The 16692-nt window shown below is 58.9% G+C and carries 15 protein-coding genes; 9 read left to right on the plus strand and 6 right to left on the minus strand.

Annotated features, from left to right (window positions below; all coding sequences use genetic code 11):
- The 4 genes from ACP15K_RS15980 to alaE all read left to right on the plus strand — a co-directional run bounded on the left by ACP15K_RS15980 (nucleotide 1) and on the right by alaE (nucleotide 3318).
- Nucleotides 1–1194, plus strand: coding sequence for an NAD(P)/FAD-dependent oxidoreductase (locus ACP15K_RS15980; protein WP_424990972.1), 1194 nt, complete (start codon nucleotides 1–3; stop codon nucleotides 1192–1194).
- A 15-nt stretch (nucleotides 1195–1209) separates the two neighbouring features.
- The gene (locus tag ACP15K_RS15985) at nucleotides 1210–2019 is read left to right on the plus strand and encodes a 3-methyl-2-oxobutanoate hydroxymethyltransferase (RefSeq protein WP_424990973.1); all 810 of its coding nucleotides are present in this window, start codon (nucleotides 1210–1212) and stop codon (nucleotides 2017–2019) included.
- A 210-nt stretch (nucleotides 2020–2229) separates the two neighbouring features.
- Complete coding sequence (locus tag ACP15K_RS15990) at nucleotides 2230–2856, plus strand: LysE family translocator (RefSeq protein WP_424990974.1); 627 nt, start codon at nucleotides 2230–2232, stop codon at nucleotides 2854–2856.
- Between the two features lie 15 nt (nucleotides 2857–2871).
- Nucleotides 2872–3318 carry an L-alanine exporter AlaE gene (alaE, locus tag ACP15K_RS15995; RefSeq protein WP_424990975.1) on the plus strand — a complete coding sequence of 149 codons (447 nt, stop codon included), beginning with the start codon at nucleotides 2872–2874 and terminating at the stop codon, nucleotides 3316–3318.
- 211 nt (nucleotides 3319–3529) lie between these two features.
- Here the strand turns inward: alaE and ACP15K_RS16000 are convergent, their stop codons facing one another.
- From ACP15K_RS16000 to iolC, 3 genes are read right to left on the minus strand one after another with little or no spacing between them, the layout of a single operon-like run.
- A complete protein-coding gene (locus ACP15K_RS16000) occupies nucleotides 3530–4369 on the minus strand; it encodes a class II fructose-bisphosphate aldolase (RefSeq protein ID WP_424990976.1) in 840 nt (279 codons plus the stop codon).
- Nucleotides 4366–5205 (minus strand): 5-deoxy-glucuronate isomerase, encoded by an 840-nt coding sequence (locus ACP15K_RS16005; RefSeq protein ID WP_424990977.1) that lies wholly within the window; start codon nucleotides 5203–5205, stop codon nucleotides 4366–4368. The genes ACP15K_RS16000 and ACP15K_RS16005 overlap by 4 nt, the downstream gene beginning before the upstream one ends.
- A gap of 12 nt (nucleotides 5206–5217) precedes the next feature.
- Nucleotides 5218–6189 carry a 5-dehydro-2-deoxygluconokinase gene (gene iolC / locus ACP15K_RS16010; RefSeq protein WP_424990978.1) on the minus strand — a complete coding sequence of 324 codons (972 nt, stop codon included), beginning with the start codon at nucleotides 6187–6189 and terminating at the stop codon, nucleotides 5218–5220.
- Between the two features lie 82 nt (nucleotides 6190–6271).
- Between iolC and ACP15K_RS16015 the strand changes: the two genes are divergently transcribed.
- From ACP15K_RS16015 to ACP15K_RS16025, 3 genes are read left to right on the plus strand one after another with little or no spacing between them, the layout of a single operon-like run.
- A complete protein-coding gene (locus ACP15K_RS16015) occupies nucleotides 6272–7390 on the plus strand; it encodes a Gfo/Idh/MocA family protein (RefSeq protein WP_424990979.1) in 1119 nt (372 codons plus the stop codon).
- Nucleotides 7387–8274 (plus strand): TIM barrel protein, encoded by an 888-nt coding sequence (locus ACP15K_RS16020; RefSeq protein ID WP_424990980.1) that lies wholly within the window; start codon nucleotides 7387–7389, stop codon nucleotides 8272–8274. The genes ACP15K_RS16015 and ACP15K_RS16020 overlap by 4 nt, the downstream gene beginning before the upstream one ends.
- 12 nt (nucleotides 8275–8286) lie before the next feature.
- Nucleotides 8287–9444, plus strand: coding sequence for a Gfo/Idh/MocA family protein (locus ACP15K_RS16025; RefSeq protein ID WP_424990981.1), 1158 nt, complete (start codon nucleotides 8287–8289; stop codon nucleotides 9442–9444).
- On the opposite strand, the gene ACP15K_RS16030 is transcribed toward ACP15K_RS16025, so the two are convergent.
- Both ACP15K_RS16030 and ACP15K_RS16035 read right to left on the minus strand, forming a co-directional pair.
- Nucleotides 9441–10436, minus strand: coding sequence for a LacI family DNA-binding transcriptional regulator (locus tag ACP15K_RS16030; RefSeq protein ID WP_424990982.1), 996 nt, complete (start codon nucleotides 10434–10436; stop codon nucleotides 9441–9443). The genes ACP15K_RS16025 and ACP15K_RS16030 overlap by 4 nt on opposite strands.
- 140 nt (nucleotides 10437–10576) lie before the next feature.
- The gene (locus tag ACP15K_RS16035) at nucleotides 10577–11461 is read right to left on the minus strand and encodes a LysR family transcriptional regulator (RefSeq protein ID WP_424990983.1); all 885 of its coding nucleotides are present in this window, start codon (nucleotides 11459–11461) and stop codon (nucleotides 10577–10579) included.
- A 93-nt stretch (nucleotides 11462–11554) separates the two neighbouring features.
- On the opposite strand from ACP15K_RS16035, the gene ACP15K_RS16040 reads away from it, so the two are divergent.
- Both ACP15K_RS16040 and ACP15K_RS16045 read left to right on the plus strand, forming a co-directional pair.
- The gene (locus ACP15K_RS16040; protein ID WP_424990984.1) at nucleotides 11555–13054 is read left to right on the plus strand and encodes a CoA-acylating methylmalonate-semialdehyde dehydrogenase; all 1500 of its coding nucleotides are present in this window, start codon (nucleotides 11555–11557) and stop codon (nucleotides 13052–13054) included.
- Between the two features lie 218 nt (nucleotides 13055–13272).
- On the plus strand, nucleotides 13273–14019 hold the full coding sequence (locus ACP15K_RS16045) for a hypothetical protein (RefSeq protein ID WP_424990985.1): 747 nt from the start codon (nucleotides 13273–13275) through the stop codon (nucleotides 14017–14019).
- Between the two features lie 537 nt (nucleotides 14020–14556).
- On the opposite strand, the gene ACP15K_RS16050 is transcribed toward ACP15K_RS16045, so the two are convergent.
- A complete protein-coding gene (locus ACP15K_RS16050; RefSeq protein ID WP_424990986.1) occupies nucleotides 14557–16575 on the minus strand; it encodes an amidohydrolase family protein in 2019 nt (672 codons plus the stop codon).
- Nucleotides 16576–16692: the final 117 nt, after the last annotated feature.

Here is a 16692-nt window from a genome sequence, read left to right on the forward strand (position 1 = left end):
GTGTCCGGCATCGTCATTATCGGCGCCGGTGAGTGCGGAATCAGAGCCGCGGTCACCGCACGCCATACCGGGTATCAGGGCCCAATCACCGTCATCGGCGAGGAAACGGCGCTGCCCTATGAGCGACCGCCATTGTCCAAACCCGATGACTCAGGTGCGGTCGAAAAACCGATTACAACACTCGAGGAATTGTCGGAAAAGGCAATAGTGCTCAAACGTGGCGTCTCGGCTATCGCCATTAATCGGGATGCGCAGGAAGTTGTACTGTCGGAAGGCGGATCGCTCCCGTACGAGAAACTTCTTCTCGCAACCGGTTCGCGGCCGCGCCCGCTGAATTGCACCGGCGGAGATCGGGCGCTGGTGTTGCGCACGATCAAGGACGCGAGCGCGATCTATAGCGCTGCCCGGACCGCAACGCACGTCGTTATCGTCGGGGCAGGGCTTATTGGGCTGGAACTAGCCGCGGAGCTCAGGATACGTGGTCTCCACGTCACAATTCTCGAGGCCGGGCCACGACCGTTAGGACGCAATGTACCCGAGAAGCTTGCGACCAAAATGGTGTTACGTCATCAGGACGCGGGTGTCGAAATTGTCTGCAACACCCAAATCGCCTCATGCACCGAAAGCGCCGTCGTTCTGAACGATGGGCGTATTTTCGAAGCCGACTTGATCATTGCTGCGATTGGAGTTGCGCCGAATACCGAACTTGCCGCGTCGGCCGGCCTGACGACCGAAAACGGGATCAGGGTCGACAGTCGGCTGATGACAGATGATCCGAACATATTCGCGGCGGGCGACTGCGCGGCAGTCAAGACTGGAGAAGGCTCTTATCGGCGATATGAGACCTGGCAGAACGCACAGGCACAGGGCGAGGTGGCTGGTCGCAATCTTGCGGGTGGCAACGCCTGCTTCGACATACCGGTCTGGTTTTGGTCGGATCAATACGACCTGGGCCTTCAGGGCGTCGGTGAAACCTCGGGATCACCGGCTGCGATCCGGGATCTGGGGAAAGATGCAGAAATGCTATTCTTCCTTGACGACGACGGTGCGCTTGTCGGGGCCGCGGGGCTCGGTCGGGGTAATGCGGTCGCAAAGGACATCAAGATTGCGCAGAGGTTGATCGGAGTTCGGTTGGACGCCGCCGCGTTGTCGGACCCAGGGCAAAATCTGAAGAAACTGCTCAGGGCCGCCTGAGCGAAGGGAGGAAGAATGGGACTTTATCACAAGCGGCCAACGGTCGCCGACATCCGCGCGCTGAAGGGTAAGCGGACGCTTTCTATGCTCTACGTCGATACCCCCGACGAGGCTGCCGCTGCTGCGGAAGCCGGGATCGACATGCTTTCGATCATCGATCCGGTCTGGACACCCGAGATGCGAGAGGCGGCGGGGAACTGTTTCGTCCAGGTCGGTTTGCTCTACGGCGAACTTGTGACGCTGGAGGATTACCAGCGCGCCGCCCACCGGGCGATGAGGGTGGGCGGCGATTGCGTTTACTGCGCGTCCTCGCTTGGGACGATAAAGGCCCTGGCAGATGATGGTATTCCGGTCGTGAGCCATATTGGGTTGATCCCGTCGAAGGCGACATGGACGGGTGGCTTCAAGGCGGTGGGAAAGACCGCCGACAGCGCCATGGACGTCTTCAGACACGCGAAAGCACTCGAGGACGTCGGATGCTTTGGGGTGGAGCTGGAGGTCGTTCCCGACAGGGTCGCCGCCGAGATCGCCAAGCGAACGAACCTCGTTCTTCTTGGTATGGGCGCTGGACCGCATGCCGATGCACAGTATCTGTTCGCTGAGGATGTTCTAGGCTACACGCGCGGTCACAAGCCGCGCCATGCAAAGACCTATCGGGATTTCCGCAAGGAACTGGACCGCTTGCAGGAGGAACGCATCAACGCGTTCAAAGAGTTCGGTGCAGATATTGCCAACGGCGCATATCCAGCATCGGAACATTCCGTCCCAATCTCGGATGCGGAACTTGAAAAATTCACCTCGCGATTGGCCGCTGACTACGACTGACGGGGGCTGTGGACTGAAAAACTCGTAGAGCCAAGGAGAAGATCTGCCTCTGCGCATTCATGACGCGGCGGACAGGGGGTACGTTTGCAGGTTCGGAAAGCTTTTGCCGAAAACTTGCTTAATGAGGGTGATTGAAAGTCACAGGCAGCATAGACAGTGGATTATTGGCCCATTGGTCCTCAAGCGAACAAACCTAACAAGGATATGTGAATGCCCGAATTCGATGTTTTAGTTGTCTTTTTCGCAGCTTCGGTTGCGCTCGGGCTCGCTCCCGGACCGGACAACATTTTCGTTATTACCCAATCCGCACTTTACGGGCGACTTGCGGGACTGGTTGTGACCTTGGGTTTGTGTACCGGATTGCTTTTTCACACCACTGCAGTCGCGTTCGGCATAGCCGCCGTTTTTGCAGCGTCATCGATGGCCTTCAACGCAGTGAAGTTTCTGGGGGCCGGCTACCTTCTGTATCTCGCATGGCAAGCGTTCAGAGCGGGCACATCGAACCTTTCGGTGAAGCAATCGAACAACCCGAGTCTGGCGCAACTTTATTTTCGCGGGATCGTGATGAATGTCACAAATCCGAAGGTCGTCATTTTCTTCCTCGCCTTCCTACCGCAATTTGCAGACCCGTCCGTGGGCCCCTTGGCGCCGCAATTGTTAATCTTTGGTTGCGCTTTCATATGTGCGACGGTCCTCATTTTCGGCTTCGTGGCATGGGGATCGGGCTTCTTGGGCAAGTGGCTGAGGGCTTCGCCGGCTATTCAAATGGGCCTGAACCGCGTCGCAGCTGTGGTTTTTGTTGGCTTGGCCGTCAGGCTGGTCACGGCTGAACGCTGAGTGTTTTGCAATAAAATGGTCGCCAAGTATCCCAATGAGATAAAAACGTCTGCCATGCGCCTTTTCATAGTAGATACTTTGGCAACAATCGTTTTCTTCACTGCTATCGCAAGTTTCTCTGAACTGGTCATCGCAGGGATGGACCCGGAGGAGGTCCTGACCACGCGGATTTTGATGGTTCCAATAATGATCGCAACGGCGCGTCCCTACACGGGTTGGCGGGACTGGCTTTTGAGGCGCGTTGCCCCTCGTAAGCGCCTGACTACGATCATTGTCGACATCGTGGCATTTCTCACCTTTCAAGGCCCGGTTTATGGTGCCACTCTATTAGTGGCCGGCGCCAGCTTTGGAGAAATGGGTGCGGCCTTGGGATCGGCTATCATTTTCATGATCTTGCTGGCTCGACCTTTTGGAGTCTTCATCGAATTGGTGCGAGGCAAAGTTGGCCTTCGTAGCGGATAGTGTCGCCGTCCTATCGGAAAAATCGTTTCGCTCTCGGATGAGATCATTTGGCCAATGCTGTTTTTACAGCAATCACTCGAGTGGAATTTCAAAATGTTACCTGCGACTAAGTAACACTTCGTCACAATTGAATAGCCGTTCCCCTGTCGAGTTATCCCCGAGAAAAGACTTGGAAGCCTTGATTGACACCAATTCAACAGCGCTACTTGGACTACGCCCGCCCACTCGTTCTCAACTGGCGTAATATAGCGCTGGCAGCGCCCTGAAGGGTTGCCTCCGTTCTTGACATGATCTCGACGCGATCAAACTGGTTCGGGTTATCGGCTAACACCTTGCGAAGCGAGGCCCCAAATGCTTGCCGTAACTCTGTCCCCATATTGATCTTGGCGATGGGCGTTCGGGTTGGCAGATTCTGCCGGTCTTCCAAGGCAAGGCCGGACCCGCCGTGGATTACCAGCGGTACCCGGCTTTGCCGCGAGATCGCCGTCAAGCGTTCCTGGTCCAAGGACTGTGAAGGGCGGGTTTGAAGATGCACATTGCCAACCGAAACCGCCAAGGCATCGACGCCGGTTTCGGTCACGAAAAAGCTGACTTCATCAGGGTCCGTTCCGGCAGACGCGGCGCCGTGGGCATAACCGACAAAACCGAGTTCGCCCTCGCAGGACGCCCCGAAATTGTGGGCAAGCTCAACCACAGCTTTGGTCTTCGCGATATTGTCAGCCAGCGGCAACCGAGAACCGTCATACATCACCGAGGTAAAGCCGCACTGCAACGCCGCCTCACATTCTGCAAGCGATTGACCGTGGTCCAGATGTGCTACGACGGGGACAGAGGCAGAATCTGCCAAGTGCAGGAACATGGAAGCCAGGACAGGCAGCGGTGTATGCGCGCGGCAGGACGGTCCTGCCTGCAAGATGACCGGCGCGCGCTCGGCCTCAGCCGCGTTGACATAGGCTCGTGCGTCTTCCCAGCCCAGACACACGAAGCCAGGCACGGCAAAGCCGTCGACGTTGGCCTGAGGCAAGATATCGTTCAGCGTGGCCAGCGTCATTTGAACTTGGCGACCATATCCATGATGCCGGGAATAGTGTGCAGCTGCTCTGCATGGGTGGGCTGGAAATACTGCTTGAGCGACCGCTGGGACAGGCCGCCGAGAATCGTGAAATAATACATTTCATATCCAGGCAACGCACAGCAGGGGTGATAGCCTTTGTCGATCAAAACGGTAGATCCGTCCATGATATGGTAGGCATCACCTGGTTCGTTATCGACACGTTGCAACATCTGCAGGCCCGATCCGTAATTCGGCTTGAAGCGAAAGTTGTAGCACTCGTCATGCCGTGTCTCGTCAGGCAAGCGATCGGTATCGTGTTTGTGGCTCGGGAACCCCGACCAACCGCCAGCGCCCACTGTAAACAGCTCGCTCACCAGCAGGCGACCCACACGGTCGTGGTGGCCAGCACCAAGGATGTGTTTGATCTTGCGGTGGGTTTTGGTGTCGTCAGAGCCGTATTGCACGAGGTCCAGATCGGCGGCCCGGACGGCGAAGGGCGTCAGCGTGTCGGCAAATTTTGCCCCGGCAATGAAGGTTTCCGTGTTGGTGCGGGCCGTAATGCGCGCGCCGGTATCGGTTGGAACGTAGACGCCCTCTGGATCGCCGTCCCAGACATCTGCGCCGCGATTGCCGATGTCCGCAAAGGTCTCGCCGCCGACCTCGACAGTGACGGTGCCGGTGGCCGGCACGATGCAGGTTTCATACCCGGCGACGCGATAGTTGAATGTGTCACCCGCCTTTAGCTTGATGATATTGAAATAGGTGAGGGGAACATGCGCGTCGTCCACATCGACGATGGGGCGATTGGCATTGTCGTGGGGAGGAATGTGCATCGGGAACCTGCCTTATGTCTGAAGGGCATTGGTGGAGAGAAACTGCGCCAGCTCATCCGCCGTGGGCATGGCGGGCGCGCAACCGACGCGTGATACGACGATTGCCGCGGCGGCCGAACCCCGCTCGACGGCGCCGGAAACTGGCAAGCCGGACGCCAACCCGCCAAGGAACCCGGCCATGAACGCATCTCCCGCGCCCGTCGGCTTGAGCGCTTGGGTCTTGAAGATGCCGGTGTGGACCTCGCCATCGCGTGTGATGGTGATCGCGCCTTTTTCGCCCATTTTGTAGACGACGATCTTTGCCGTATCGACCGCCAGCGCGCGGGCCTTGGACAAACCCCTGTCATAGGCCCCGGCCATAAATCCGAATTCTTCGTCATTGCCGACGATGATGTCGCAGAACGTGGCTGCATGACTGTAGACCTGTTCGGCCTCTTCCGCCGACGTCCAGGTGTAGGGGCGGTAGTCGATGTCAAAAACGATCGGAACGCCCGCGGCCTTCGCTTTTCCAAAAGCCGTGATTGCGGCACTTCGCGATGGTTCAGCAGCCAACACCGTTCCCGTCGTCACCATAGCCTGAAACGCGGAGTAGGGCAGGGCGCATACGTCCTCTTCGGTCATCTCAAAATCAGCAGCGCCGTTGCGGTAGATCACCGATTGTGTGTCCTGAACCCGTGTCTCGACGACGGCCAGCGAGTTGCGCGCATCTCCTCCGACCGACCGGACGAATTGGTCTTCGATGCCATAGGCCGCAAGCTGCGTGCGGCAGAACTGGCCAATCGCATCATCTGAAACGCAAGTGACCAGCGCGGCGCGCAGCCCCTGTCGGCACAAACCGGCCGCGATATTCGCCGAAGATCCGCCAAGAGCGGCGGTAAAAGCCGTCGCCGTTTCGATCTGAGCGCCCGGAGGATCGGCATAAAGATCCATCCCGGCGCGGCCCATGATCAGAAACCCAGTCGCATCCCGTTTCAAAATATCCATCAGTTGAAACTGGCCTTTTGCCGTTGCCCAAATTCACGGCTCAGGATATCGGTTTTGCAACCGGTTGCAATATGAGTTGGGCATGGCAGAGATCGGAATAGGAATTGTTGGTGGCGGCTATATGGGCAAGGCCCATTCCGTTGCAATGTCGGCGGTCGGCGCTGTTTTCAACACGCGCCTGAGACCGAGGCTGGAAATGATCGCCGCAACCAGTCCGGCCAGTGCGGAACGCTATGCCAAGGCTTACGGGTTTCGCCGATGGGCGGACGATTGGCGGGCCTTGGTCGAAGACCAACAGGTCGAGGCAATCGTCATCGCGTCGCCACAGGACACCCATCGCCAGATCGCCGAGGCCGCCTTTGCATTGGGAAAGCCGGTCCTGTGTGAAAAGCCGCTGGCCGACACGCTTGATGATGCCCGCGCGATGGTCGCCGCGGCAGAGGCGTCGGGCGTCGTGAACATGACAGGCTTCAACTACATCCGAACCCCGGCAAGCCAGTTCGTTCGCCAGTTGCTGAAGGACGGTGTCCTTGGCGAAATCAGATGGTTCCGCGGGGAACACACAGAAGATTTCCTTGCCGATCCTGACACGCCCTTCAATTGGCGCTGTGCGGGGCGGGCCAACGGAAACATGGGCGACCTTGCCCCGCATCCCATCAATGCAGCACTGGCGTTGATGGGGCCAATCACGCGGGTGATGGGCGAGGTGGAAACGGTCGTGGCGAACCGGCCTGGCGGGGCCGTAACAAACGACGATCACGCGCAGATCATGTGCCGGTTTGCGTCCGGTGTGATGGGGCACATCTACTCGAGCCGTGTCTCGACCGGGCGCAAGATGGGCTATGCTTATGAAATCACGGGGAGCAAGGGCGCTATCCGTTTCGATCAGGAAGATCAAAACGCCGTCTGGCTGTATCTTGCCGAGGGGCCGGAGGCGACACGCGGCTTCCGCAAGATCCTGACCGGCCCCGCCCATCCGGACTTTGAGCCGTTCTGCCAGGGACCCGGCCATGGGACGGGCTATCAGGATCAGATCATCATTGAGGCCAAGGATTTCCTGACTGCCATCGACACAGGTCAGTCGGTCTGGCCGACGTTCCGCGACGGGTTGGAGGTCGCGGAGGTGGTCGAGGCCGTTATCCAATCCGCCGAGCAATCGCGTTGGGTGGACATTTCGGAAGTTGGAGGGCAGCCCACATGACAATCCGGATTGGAAACGCACCGTGTTCATGGGGTGTAGAATTCGCGGGTGACCCACGTAACCCGCCTTGGCAGCAGGTTCTGAAAGACTGTGCAGGGGCCGGGTATCGCGGCATCGAACTTGGCCCGATCGGCTTTATGCCCGAGGCCCCAGATGTTTTGGGCGAAGCGTTGGCCGAACACGATCTTTCGCTGATTGCCGGCGTGGTGTTTCGCCCGTTTCATGATCCGTCGAAATGGGACGAGGTCCGCGACGCAGCAGTTCGGACGGCCCGGTCGCTGTCTGCACATGGTGCGCGCCATTTCGTGCTGATCGACTCCATCTCTCCGCGCCGTGCGCCAACAGCGGGGCGTGCTGACGAGGCAGAACAGATGGCAACCGAAGAATGGCGGGCCTTTGTGGACCGGATCAAAGCGGCCGCACAGATTGGCGCCGATCATGGACTCGTCCCTTCGATCCATGCACATGCCGGCGGCTTTATCGATTTCGAGCCCGAGCTGGAGCGGCTTTTGGACGAGGTCGATGAGACACTTTTGAAAATCTGTTTCGACACCGGCCACCATTCCTATGCCGGCTTTGATCCGGTGGCCTTCCTCAAACGCCACATTGGCCGCGTGTCCTACATGCATTTCAAGGATATCGACCCGCGTGTGAAGGCTGATGTGGTCGCTAACAGAACAGATTTCTATAAGGCCTGTGGGCAAGGGATTTTTTGCAACCTTGGTCAGGGTGATGTGGATTTCCCCGAGGTTCGGAAAATTCTGGTCGATGCCGGTTTTGACGGCTGGTGCACAGTTGAACAGGACTGCGACCCCACACTTGAGGTCTCGCCGTTCGACGATGCGCGGGCAAACCGTTCGTATTTGCAATCCATCGGCTTCTGAAGGAGCAAGGCCATGAGCAAACTGAATTGGGGCATGATCGGCGGGGGTGAGGGCAGCCAGATCGGGCCGGCGCACCGTCTGGGTGCCGGTCTCGACGGCTTGTTCGCATTCACCGCGGGGGCGCTGGATCATAGGCCGGACGAAGGCCGTGCTTATGGGCAACGGCTGGGGCTTGCCGCTGACCGCTCCTATGGGGATTGGCGCGAAATGCTGGAGGGTGAAACAGGCCGCGAGGACCGGATCGACCTTGTGACCGTCGCGACGCCCAACGCGACGCATTTTGAAATCACCAGGGCGTACCTCATGGCGGGCTTTCACGTCCTGTGTGAAAAACCCATGACGATGACCGTGGCCGAGGGCGAAGAGATCGTGGGCTTGGCCCGCGAAACGGGCCGCATTTGCGCTGTCAACTACGGCTACACGGGCTACAGCCTCGTGCGCCACATGCGTGCCATGGTCGCCCGTGGTGATCTTGGAGCGATCCGTCTTGTAAAAGCCGAGTTCGCGCATGGCCACCATGCCGACGCCGCCGACGCCGACAACCCACGTGTCCGCTGGCGCTACGATCCGGCACAGGCGGGGGTCAGCGCGCAATTCGCCGATTGCGGTATCCACGCCTTGCACATGGCCAGCTTCGTGATCGGTCAACAGGCCGAGAGCCTGTCCGCTGACACGGTCAGCTGCATCGCCAGCCGCCAACTCGAAGACGACGCGATGGTGAATCTGCGGTTCGACGGTGGTGCCGTCGGCAGGCTTTGGACCTCGTCCATCGCCATCGGTCGCCAACACGGTCTGACCTTGCAGGTTTTCGGCGAAAAGGGCGGCTTGCGCTGGAGCCAAGAGCAGCCGAACCAGCTCTACTGGATGCCAGTTGGGCAAAATCTACAAACTATCGAGCGCGGGCAGGCCGGCCTGTCGCCTGAGGCGGACCGGACCAGTCGGGTGACCGTCGGCCATGCCGAAGGCATGCCGCTGGCCTTTGCCAATATCTACGCCGATCTGGCAGAAGCCATACGCGCACGTAAAGAAAACCGTGATCCTGACCCTGCGGCGACCCTCTATCCGCGCGCAGAGGATGGCTTACGATCGATGGCGGCGGTCTTTGCAGTCGCCGAAAGCGGTAAGGCGCAAGGTGCTTGGACCGACGCCCGCCCGCCGATGTTTCGCTAGCCGGGCTGCCTGAGCGTATTGCGGTCTGCGAGGCTGAACGGCAGCAGCCGATGGTCTGGCACGGCGTCGGGGTCGGCGATACCGCTTTCAATAAGCGCGACCGCCGCCTCCACGATGGCATTCAGTGGCTGATTGATGGTGGTCAGCTCAATCCCCGACCATCCGGCCATGGCCATGTCGTTCAATCCCAAAAGGCCTAGATCCTGCGGAATGTGCAGGTTGGCGGCCCGTGCGGCGTGCAGCGCACCCACCGCAATCACGTCATCGCCACAGAACCACGCATCGACCGGTTCTTGCGTAAGGGCTTCGTTCATCGCTTCAAATCCGGCGGTGTATGAATAGTCTTGTGCGAAATGGATCGGCGGAGCCTTCCCAAGGCTATTCAGTGCTGATTGAAATCCCCCAAGCCGTTCCTGAGTGGTCGTCGCCTGTTCTGGACCACCGAGAAACCCCACCTTTCGATAGCCACGCGCCAAAAGGGTCTGGGCCGCGAACCGCCCAGCAGCCACGTTGTCGATACCGGCGAAGGCCGTCCCGGATACGGGCGACGACCATCCGAACGCATGCACAACCGGGATCCCTGCGGTTTGGAATACGGTCGCGAATTGCGGTGGCAGGGTTGAGGAGGCCACGATCACCCCGTCAACGCTGTATTGCTGAAGCTTTTCCAGCGATGTCTCAGCGTTTGCGGCGTCGGACAGGTTCAAAAGCAATGGACGCAGGTCAGCGTCTTGCAGTGCGCGAGTGAAGGCGTCGAAGATTTCAAGAAAATAGGGGTTTGTAAAATTGTTGGAAATCAGCCCGATCAATTTTGTCCGACCGGTCGTTAGGCTAGAGGCCAGAACATTCGGCTGATAGCCAAGGTCCCGCGCTGCCTTTTCGACGCGGGCGCGCATTGAGGGCGAAACCGAGGCACCGGGTGTGAACGTCCGGGACACCGCGGATTTCGACACACCGGCGTGCAGGGCGACATCTTGCAGGGTGATGGCCATGTCTTTGCTACCTTTCGCTTGCGACCGATTTGATAGCTTCGCGGCGTTGCCAGCAAGCCTTGCCGCGTTTCGCGGTACCGCAGAACGAGGCGTTCACCGAAGCCTGATGGGCAAGTCGGCGATCATTCAGGGCGCGCGCCTCAAGAATGCATAAAGTGTTCGCGTTCATCGCGTACCAACTCATCAAGCAATTGGACAACAGCCTGAACCCGGCGAGCGACGCGAAGGTTTTCGTGCCAGACGATCCAATAGCTTCGGGTCACGGACATGTCGGGGAAGAGGCGCGTCAAGCCGGTCACCCCCGACGCCATGAAGTCGTGGCAGATCCCGATCCCAGTGCCAGCGCGCACAGCCTCGAATTGACCGATGGCAGTTGAGACCGCGATATCGGACCGCCAGTCGCGCACAAATTCCTGCGTGTAGTTAAGCTCCGGGCTGTAGATCAGATCGTCGACATATCCGATCAACGTATGGGATCTAAGCATATCGATCGAACGCGGCGTCCCGGCACGGGTCAGGTAGTCCTGCGATGCATAAAGCCCCAGAGAGTAGTCGACCAGTTTCTTGACCCGCAAGCGTCCTTTTTTCGGACGCCCGACCATGATCGCAAGATCGGCCTCCCGCTCGGACAGCGAGAAACTGCGCGGCACCGGAACGAGCTGCACCCGAAGGTCGGGATATGCGTCGCGAAATCGACCGAGTCGCGGCGCAAGGAACGCGCTGCCGAACCCGTCCGGTGCACCGATGCGAATGGTTCCAGAGACCGTGTCACGACCCCGCAAACGCGCGGTGCCGTTCAGCACCTCGGCTTCGATGCGTTCGGCAACCTCGAACAAAGCCGCCCCGTCCTCTGTCAGGGTCGAGCCACGTGGTGTCCTTTCCAGCAATCGGGTGCTGATGGCCTCCTCCAAGGCGGCGATGTGGCGGCTGAGGCGGGCTTGGCTGACGCCAAGTCTGGACGCTGCACCCAGCATCTGCCCCTCGCGCGCCACGGCGAGGAAGTATCTTAGATCATCCCAGTTCATTCATATATTTCTGCATAACGGATTACCATATTCGTCTATTTATATGCGAAATCAAAATAGCGATAGAGCCTTTGACAAACGGAGGAGATATCCATGACAGAGATCGCACACTTCATCGACAACGCCCGCGTCGCGGGAACCTCTGGCCGCAGCCAGCCGGTATTCAACCCGGCCACCGGGGAGGCGGAGAAGACCGTGGCACTCGCTTCCACTGACGAAGTGAACGCCGCCGTTGCGTCCGCAAAGACGGCGTGGGCAACCTGGTCAAAGACGCCGCCGCTTCGCCGCGCGCGCATCCTTGACCGGTTCAAGATGATTCTGTGGGACCGCGCCGATCAGTTGGCGGAAGCCATTTCTGCCGAGCATGGCAAGACCCATGATGATGCCGTGGGCGAGGTGACACGCGGGCTCGAGGTCGTCGAATTCGCCGTCGGCGCGCCGCACCTCCTGAAAGGTGACTACACCGAAGATGTAGGCACGGGCGTGGACAGCAACTCAATCCGTCAGTCCCTCGGCGTGGTTGCCGGCATCACCCCGTTCAACTTCCCGGCCATGGTGCCGATGTGGATGTTCCCGGTCGCCTTGGCGTGCGGCAACACCTTCATCCTGAAACCCAGCGAGCGCGATCCCTCTGCATCGCTGCTGATCGCCGAGTGGTTGGCCGAGGCCGGGTTGCCGGAGGGCGTGTTCAACGTGGTCCAGGGTGACAAGGAAGCGGTGGACGCCTTGCTGTCGCATCCAGACGTCAAGGCGATCAGTTTTGTCGGTTCCACACCAATTGCGAAATACATCTACGAGACCGGCACGGCGAACGGCAAACGCGTGCAGGCGCTTGGCGGCGCCAAGAACCACATGGTGATCCTGCCCGACGCGGATCTCGACATGGCCGCCAACGCGCTGATGGGCGCCGCCTATGGCTCTGCCGGCGAGCGCTGCATGGCCATCTCGGTCGCTGTCCCGGTGACCGACGACGTGGCTGATGCTCTGATCGAGCGGCTCGTGCCCAAGATCGAAGCGCTCAAGGTGGGCCCCGCCGCGGACAAGGCGTCGGAGATGGGGCCGGTCGTAACTCAGGCCGCTCAGGAGAAGATCGTCGGCCTGATCAACAAGGGAGAGGCGGAAGGTGCGAGAATCGTCGTCGACGGCCGCAACTTTACCCCACCGCAAGGCTACGAAAACGGCTACTTCGTTGGCCCGACCCTGATCGACAACGTCACGCCCGACATGACGGTCTGGAAAGAAGAAATATTCGGACCGGTTCTCTCGGTCGTGCGCCGCAAAGACTACGCCGAGGCCGTCGACCTGATCCACGCGCACGACTACGCCAACGGGGTGGCGGTCTTTACCCGCGACGGCGATGCCGCCCGCACCTTCGCCCATGACATCGAGGTGGGCATGGTTGGCGTGAACGTCCCGATCCCCGTGCCAATGGCCTTTCATTCCTTCGGCGGCTGGAAACAATCGCTTTTCGGCGACCACCATATGCACGGGCCAGAAGGTGTCAGGTTTTACACCCGGCTGAAGACAATCACGACCCGCTGGCCCACGGGAGTGCGGACCGACCCCGAGTTCGTCATGCCGACGATGGGCTAAAAGGTAAGCGGCGGGGGATGACCCCGCCGCTTCTGTCAGGGAGGGCCGGAACCATGTGATCTGCTTTTGCGCGTCTCGGCTGGTTGTGCTGAGCGAATTGCGCGTGAAGTGACGTGTTCAAAACAATTAACATAAACTTCATTATGCGAACTTATACTTAGTGTTGCGATAGTATATTTTCGTATGTATGCTGAGGTCTGTCACAGAGGGTTCTCAGCATGCGTCATTTACTCAAGAAGCTTCTCCCCTCGGTCGTAGTCGCTTTAACTGTGACAGGTCTTTCGCTGCCGATGTCCGCCAGAGCCCAGACATACCCGATCGATTGCGCGATCCTCTTGTGTCTCTCTGGTGGTTGGCCCGCTTCCGTGCCATGCGCCAGAGCCCGCGCCGAATTCATCCGACGCATTACGCCTTGGCCGGTGGAACCGCCGCTTCAGATCTGGCGCTGTCCCATGGGCGCGTCCTTTGAGGCCGCTCCAGCAGCAAACAGTGCAGACCGCATCTTTGAAGCGTTCTTCCAGAACAACAGCACTGGACCGCGACAATCCTTTCCAGCGCGCGATACCGCTGACCCAATTACGGCTGCTTGGCGTACCCCAGAAGCCCCAGAATTCCTTGTTCCCGCCGACCAGGCCCTCCGGCTCGTTCAAGACCGCGCGGACATCGACATCAGCGGACCTGAGTTCAACTTCGTACGATCCATCCGAGTCTTTGATGTCCGGTATGCGCGACAGCATGAATCCGGACGTGACGGCGACTGCAATCGTAGCGCCACAGTGGTCGTCGGCACATACGGAACCCAAGGCGAATTCGCCTGGCAGAGGTCCTCCATCACCTCCCTACCCTCCGCCCATATCGGTCTCGAACGCTGGGGCCAGAATTGCCCCGGCATCTATCACCGTTCCGTCTTCGTTGACTGGCGTGACTATGAAGGGAACTACGGCTTTGAGCAGGTGAACTACTAGCGCCATCAAAGACAGCGTTGCCATCGAACTGAGGAAATTTGAGCGTGCTGAAGGAGTCAGATACCGGTCATTCGCAGTTGTCGGTGCCAAGGTCCGGAGAGCGGACAAACCCGACCTTGGATTTTCGATCTTCGCTAACGCAGCATTCGTTCGCGCTCGCGGCAGGACCATCGCTGCGTTGCATCCCCTGTCGCGAGAGCGGTCATTCACCTGATACTACTTCGCCCGATCCAAGACCGAACTTTCGCCGCGACGTGATCCGATTGCTCAGACGGCGAACAGAGCGACCTTTCGCTGCTAACGCGAATTAGCTGGCGCGTAGCGAAAGCTTCGGACAATGGGTCGAAACCAGTCATTTGTTTGCAGCGTTTCATTTAACATTTGGGCGCCCCAAAAACTGCCGTCCGAAAGGAATTCAATCCCCACGGAAAGTGGTGTCAGATAAGTGACCGCCTTAACCTTCGCTCGGATGTCGCCAAGGCTCCCGGCCTTTTCCCCGGGACTCGCTCCAATTGTTAGTTACAAACGCGTGAGACTCTAACTTAAGGCCTTTGCCACTTCGTGGCACAGCGTTTCCCGCAGAGCGGCATCGCTGCTACATAATCCCAGGTCGGCATAGAAGCGCGAGATCTTCAGGCGCATGCGTGTGCGGTAACCCATACCATTCGAGATGGAATTGGCTGTTCTGACCGGAGCAGAGAGTGGTGAAAGTTCTGTGCGTTCGCGACGCAAGTACTCCCAGGCATCAATCTCGGTTCCATCGCTAAGTATACAGATGCCTTGCGCGGCGCCCTCTGAGTTCTTGCGGATTTCGTAGCGTCCGCCCTGCTCGATACAATAGTCTGCAGCTGGATTTGTCCTCGTTGTACCTTCGGCAGTTTCCACGGGTTGCACACGCCCTTCCAGAATGGTGCCCCAAATCGGAATTTTGTCAAAGTCCTCTACCTTCACCTCGTAGGGATCTTGCTCAAGGATTGTGAAGTTCGCCAGCTTCCCCGGTGTGATGGAGCCGACCTCGTCTTCCATCTGGATTGTGTAAGCCGAGTCGATCGTAATGGCCTTGAGAGCCGTTTCTACGCTCACGCGCTGATCCGGACCGACGACATCACCTTCCAGTGTCTTACGGTTCAAGGCCGACCAAGCCAACTGCAGCGGTTTCGCTGGTGCCATCGGCATGTCGGAATGGAAGGACATTGGCACGCCAAGCGCCTCTACATCCCCCAGCGGCACCATGCGGGCGTTTCGCTCGAGCCCAATCCCGATATCGCCGTAGCGCCCTGCAAGTGCCGTGACATAGTAGGGGTTCGCGCTGACCATGGCGCCCAATTGCGCTGCCCGTTCGATCTGATCCTTGGCCGCAAAGCCAAAGTGCACGATGACTGTGCGGTGATCAAAGCGGGGGTTGCGGCGCAACGCCGTTTCAAGTGTGTCGAGCAAGAGGTCCATGCCCGCATCGCCATTGTTGTGAATGTGGATCTGCCAGCCCGCATCCCAGAACGTTTGGAACGCATAAATGAACACCTCCGGGTCCATGATCCACGCCCCTTCATGCCCGTCGGTATACCCGTCGCGCATCTGCATCAGTTGACTGAAGATCGCACCATCCGTGAAAAGCTTGATCTGCTTGGGCAGATATGCCGTGCGGCCGGTGCCCCAGTCATAGACTGTCGTTGCCATCTCGATCACCGCCTCCGGATCGTCCAGATGCGGCAGGACAAAGGACTTTCCGTCTCCAATGAAAAAGTGATTGAAGGGCGTCCCGTCAGGCGAATAGACCGCGTTGACCGCGTCTTGCAGTTCTTTGGAGAAGAACCCACCCGGTTCGCAGGCCGTTGTGACGCCGGCACGGTGATAGTAGCCGACCGAATACTCCAATCCGTTTTTCATTCTCTCAGGTGTGGCGATCGCCGGTGCGATCAAACCAAGCAAGGCGAGTGCGCCCTGCTCGAAGAAGTGACCTTCGTCAAAGTCGCTCTGCTCCAACACGCTTGCGGATTGAGATGCGTACCACTCTTCGGTCACACCATAGAGTTCCATAACCTTGGTGTTCAGGAAAAATTCATGGCAGGAGCGGTGCCAGACGATTGCTGGAAAGTCCGGTGCAAGCTCATCGAGAATGGCCCGGCTCATCTCCCCGTGCATGTAGTGGTGATAGCCCCAGGTCACAAAGGTCTCGTTCGGATCGTCGTGCATGGCAAGGGCTGCCTGCAATCTTTGCCGATAGCCCTCCGGATCACGAACCTGTTCGGAAAACCCGTCTTGCGCGTCCCATGGTTCGATGGAGATGACCTTGGTCGTCATGGTGAGGGCCGCAAGAACGGGGTGTACATGCTGCTCGACAAACCCCGGCATCATGACTTTGTCTGCAAAGGTTTCGTCGACGCGGAACGGCTGATCGCCGATCAGTCCCACAATATCATCTCGACTGCCAACGGCGGCGATCCGGTCCCCCACAACAGCAACGGCTTCGGCACGCGGCGCCGCCGGGTCCATGGTGATGACCGAGCGCGCGACATAAACCGTAGTTTCGGGCAGGGGAACCGACTGGCCGGTCAAGTCCTGCAAATTCGTGGTGCTTGCCGTCGCGGACCGCTGTGCGGTCACAAGGGCGGCAACAGAAGCTCCCGATAACAAGCGAAGAAAAGCGCGCCGTGGTAAAGGATTCATAGGTCA

Origin of the sequence: Fluviibacterium sp. S390 (assembly GCF_049800695.1) — a bacterium.
Classification (GTDB): Bacteria; Pseudomonadota; Alphaproteobacteria; order Rhodobacterales; family Rhodobacteraceae; genus Meridianimarinicoccus.

What these genes read in the sequence shown, in the direction of transcription:
- ACP15K_RS15985 (WP_424990973.1), top strand. Translation starts at nt 1,210, where the DNA reads ATGGGACTTTATCACAAGCGGCCAACGGTCGCCGACATCCGCGCGCTG.
- ACP15K_RS15990 (WP_424990974.1), top strand. Translation starts at nt 2,230, where the DNA reads ATGCCCGAATTCGATGTTTTAGTTGTCTTTTTCGCAGCTTCGGTTGCG.
- alaE (WP_424990975.1), top strand. Translation starts at nt 2,872, where the DNA reads ATGGTCGCCAAGTATCCCAATGAGATAAAAACGTCTGCCATGCGCCTT.
- ACP15K_RS16000 (WP_424990976.1), bottom strand. Translation starts at nt 4,369, where the DNA reads ATGACGCTGGCCACGCTGAACGATATCTTGCCTCAGGCCAACGTCGAC.
- ACP15K_RS16005 (WP_424990977.1), bottom strand. Translation starts at nt 5,205, where the DNA reads ATGCACATTCCTCCCCACGACAATGCCAATCGCCCCATCGTCGATGTG.
- iolC (WP_424990978.1), bottom strand. Translation starts at nt 6,189, where the DNA reads ATGGATATTTTGAAACGGGATGCGACTGGGTTTCTGATCATGGGCCGC.
- ACP15K_RS16015 (WP_424990979.1), top strand. Translation starts at nt 6,272, where the DNA reads ATGGCAGAGATCGGAATAGGAATTGTTGGTGGCGGCTATATGGGCAAG.
- ACP15K_RS16020 (WP_424990980.1), top strand. Translation starts at nt 7,387, where the DNA reads ATGACAATCCGGATTGGAAACGCACCGTGTTCATGGGGTGTAGAATTC.
- ACP15K_RS16025 (WP_424990981.1), top strand. Translation starts at nt 8,287, where the DNA reads ATGAGCAAACTGAATTGGGGCATGATCGGCGGGGGTGAGGGCAGCCAG.
- ACP15K_RS16030 (WP_424990982.1), bottom strand. Translation starts at nt 10,436, where the DNA reads ATGGCCATCACCCTGCAAGATGTCGCCCTGCACGCCGGTGTGTCGAAA.
- ACP15K_RS16035 (WP_424990983.1), bottom strand. Translation starts at nt 11,461, where the DNA reads ATGAACTGGGATGATCTAAGATACTTCCTCGCCGTGGCGCGCGAGGGG.
- ACP15K_RS16040 (WP_424990984.1), top strand. Translation starts at nt 11,555, where the DNA reads ATGACAGAGATCGCACACTTCATCGACAACGCCCGCGTCGCGGGAACC.
- ACP15K_RS16045 (WP_424990985.1), top strand. Translation starts at nt 13,273, where the DNA reads ATGCGTCATTTACTCAAGAAGCTTCTCCCCTCGGTCGTAGTCGCTTTA.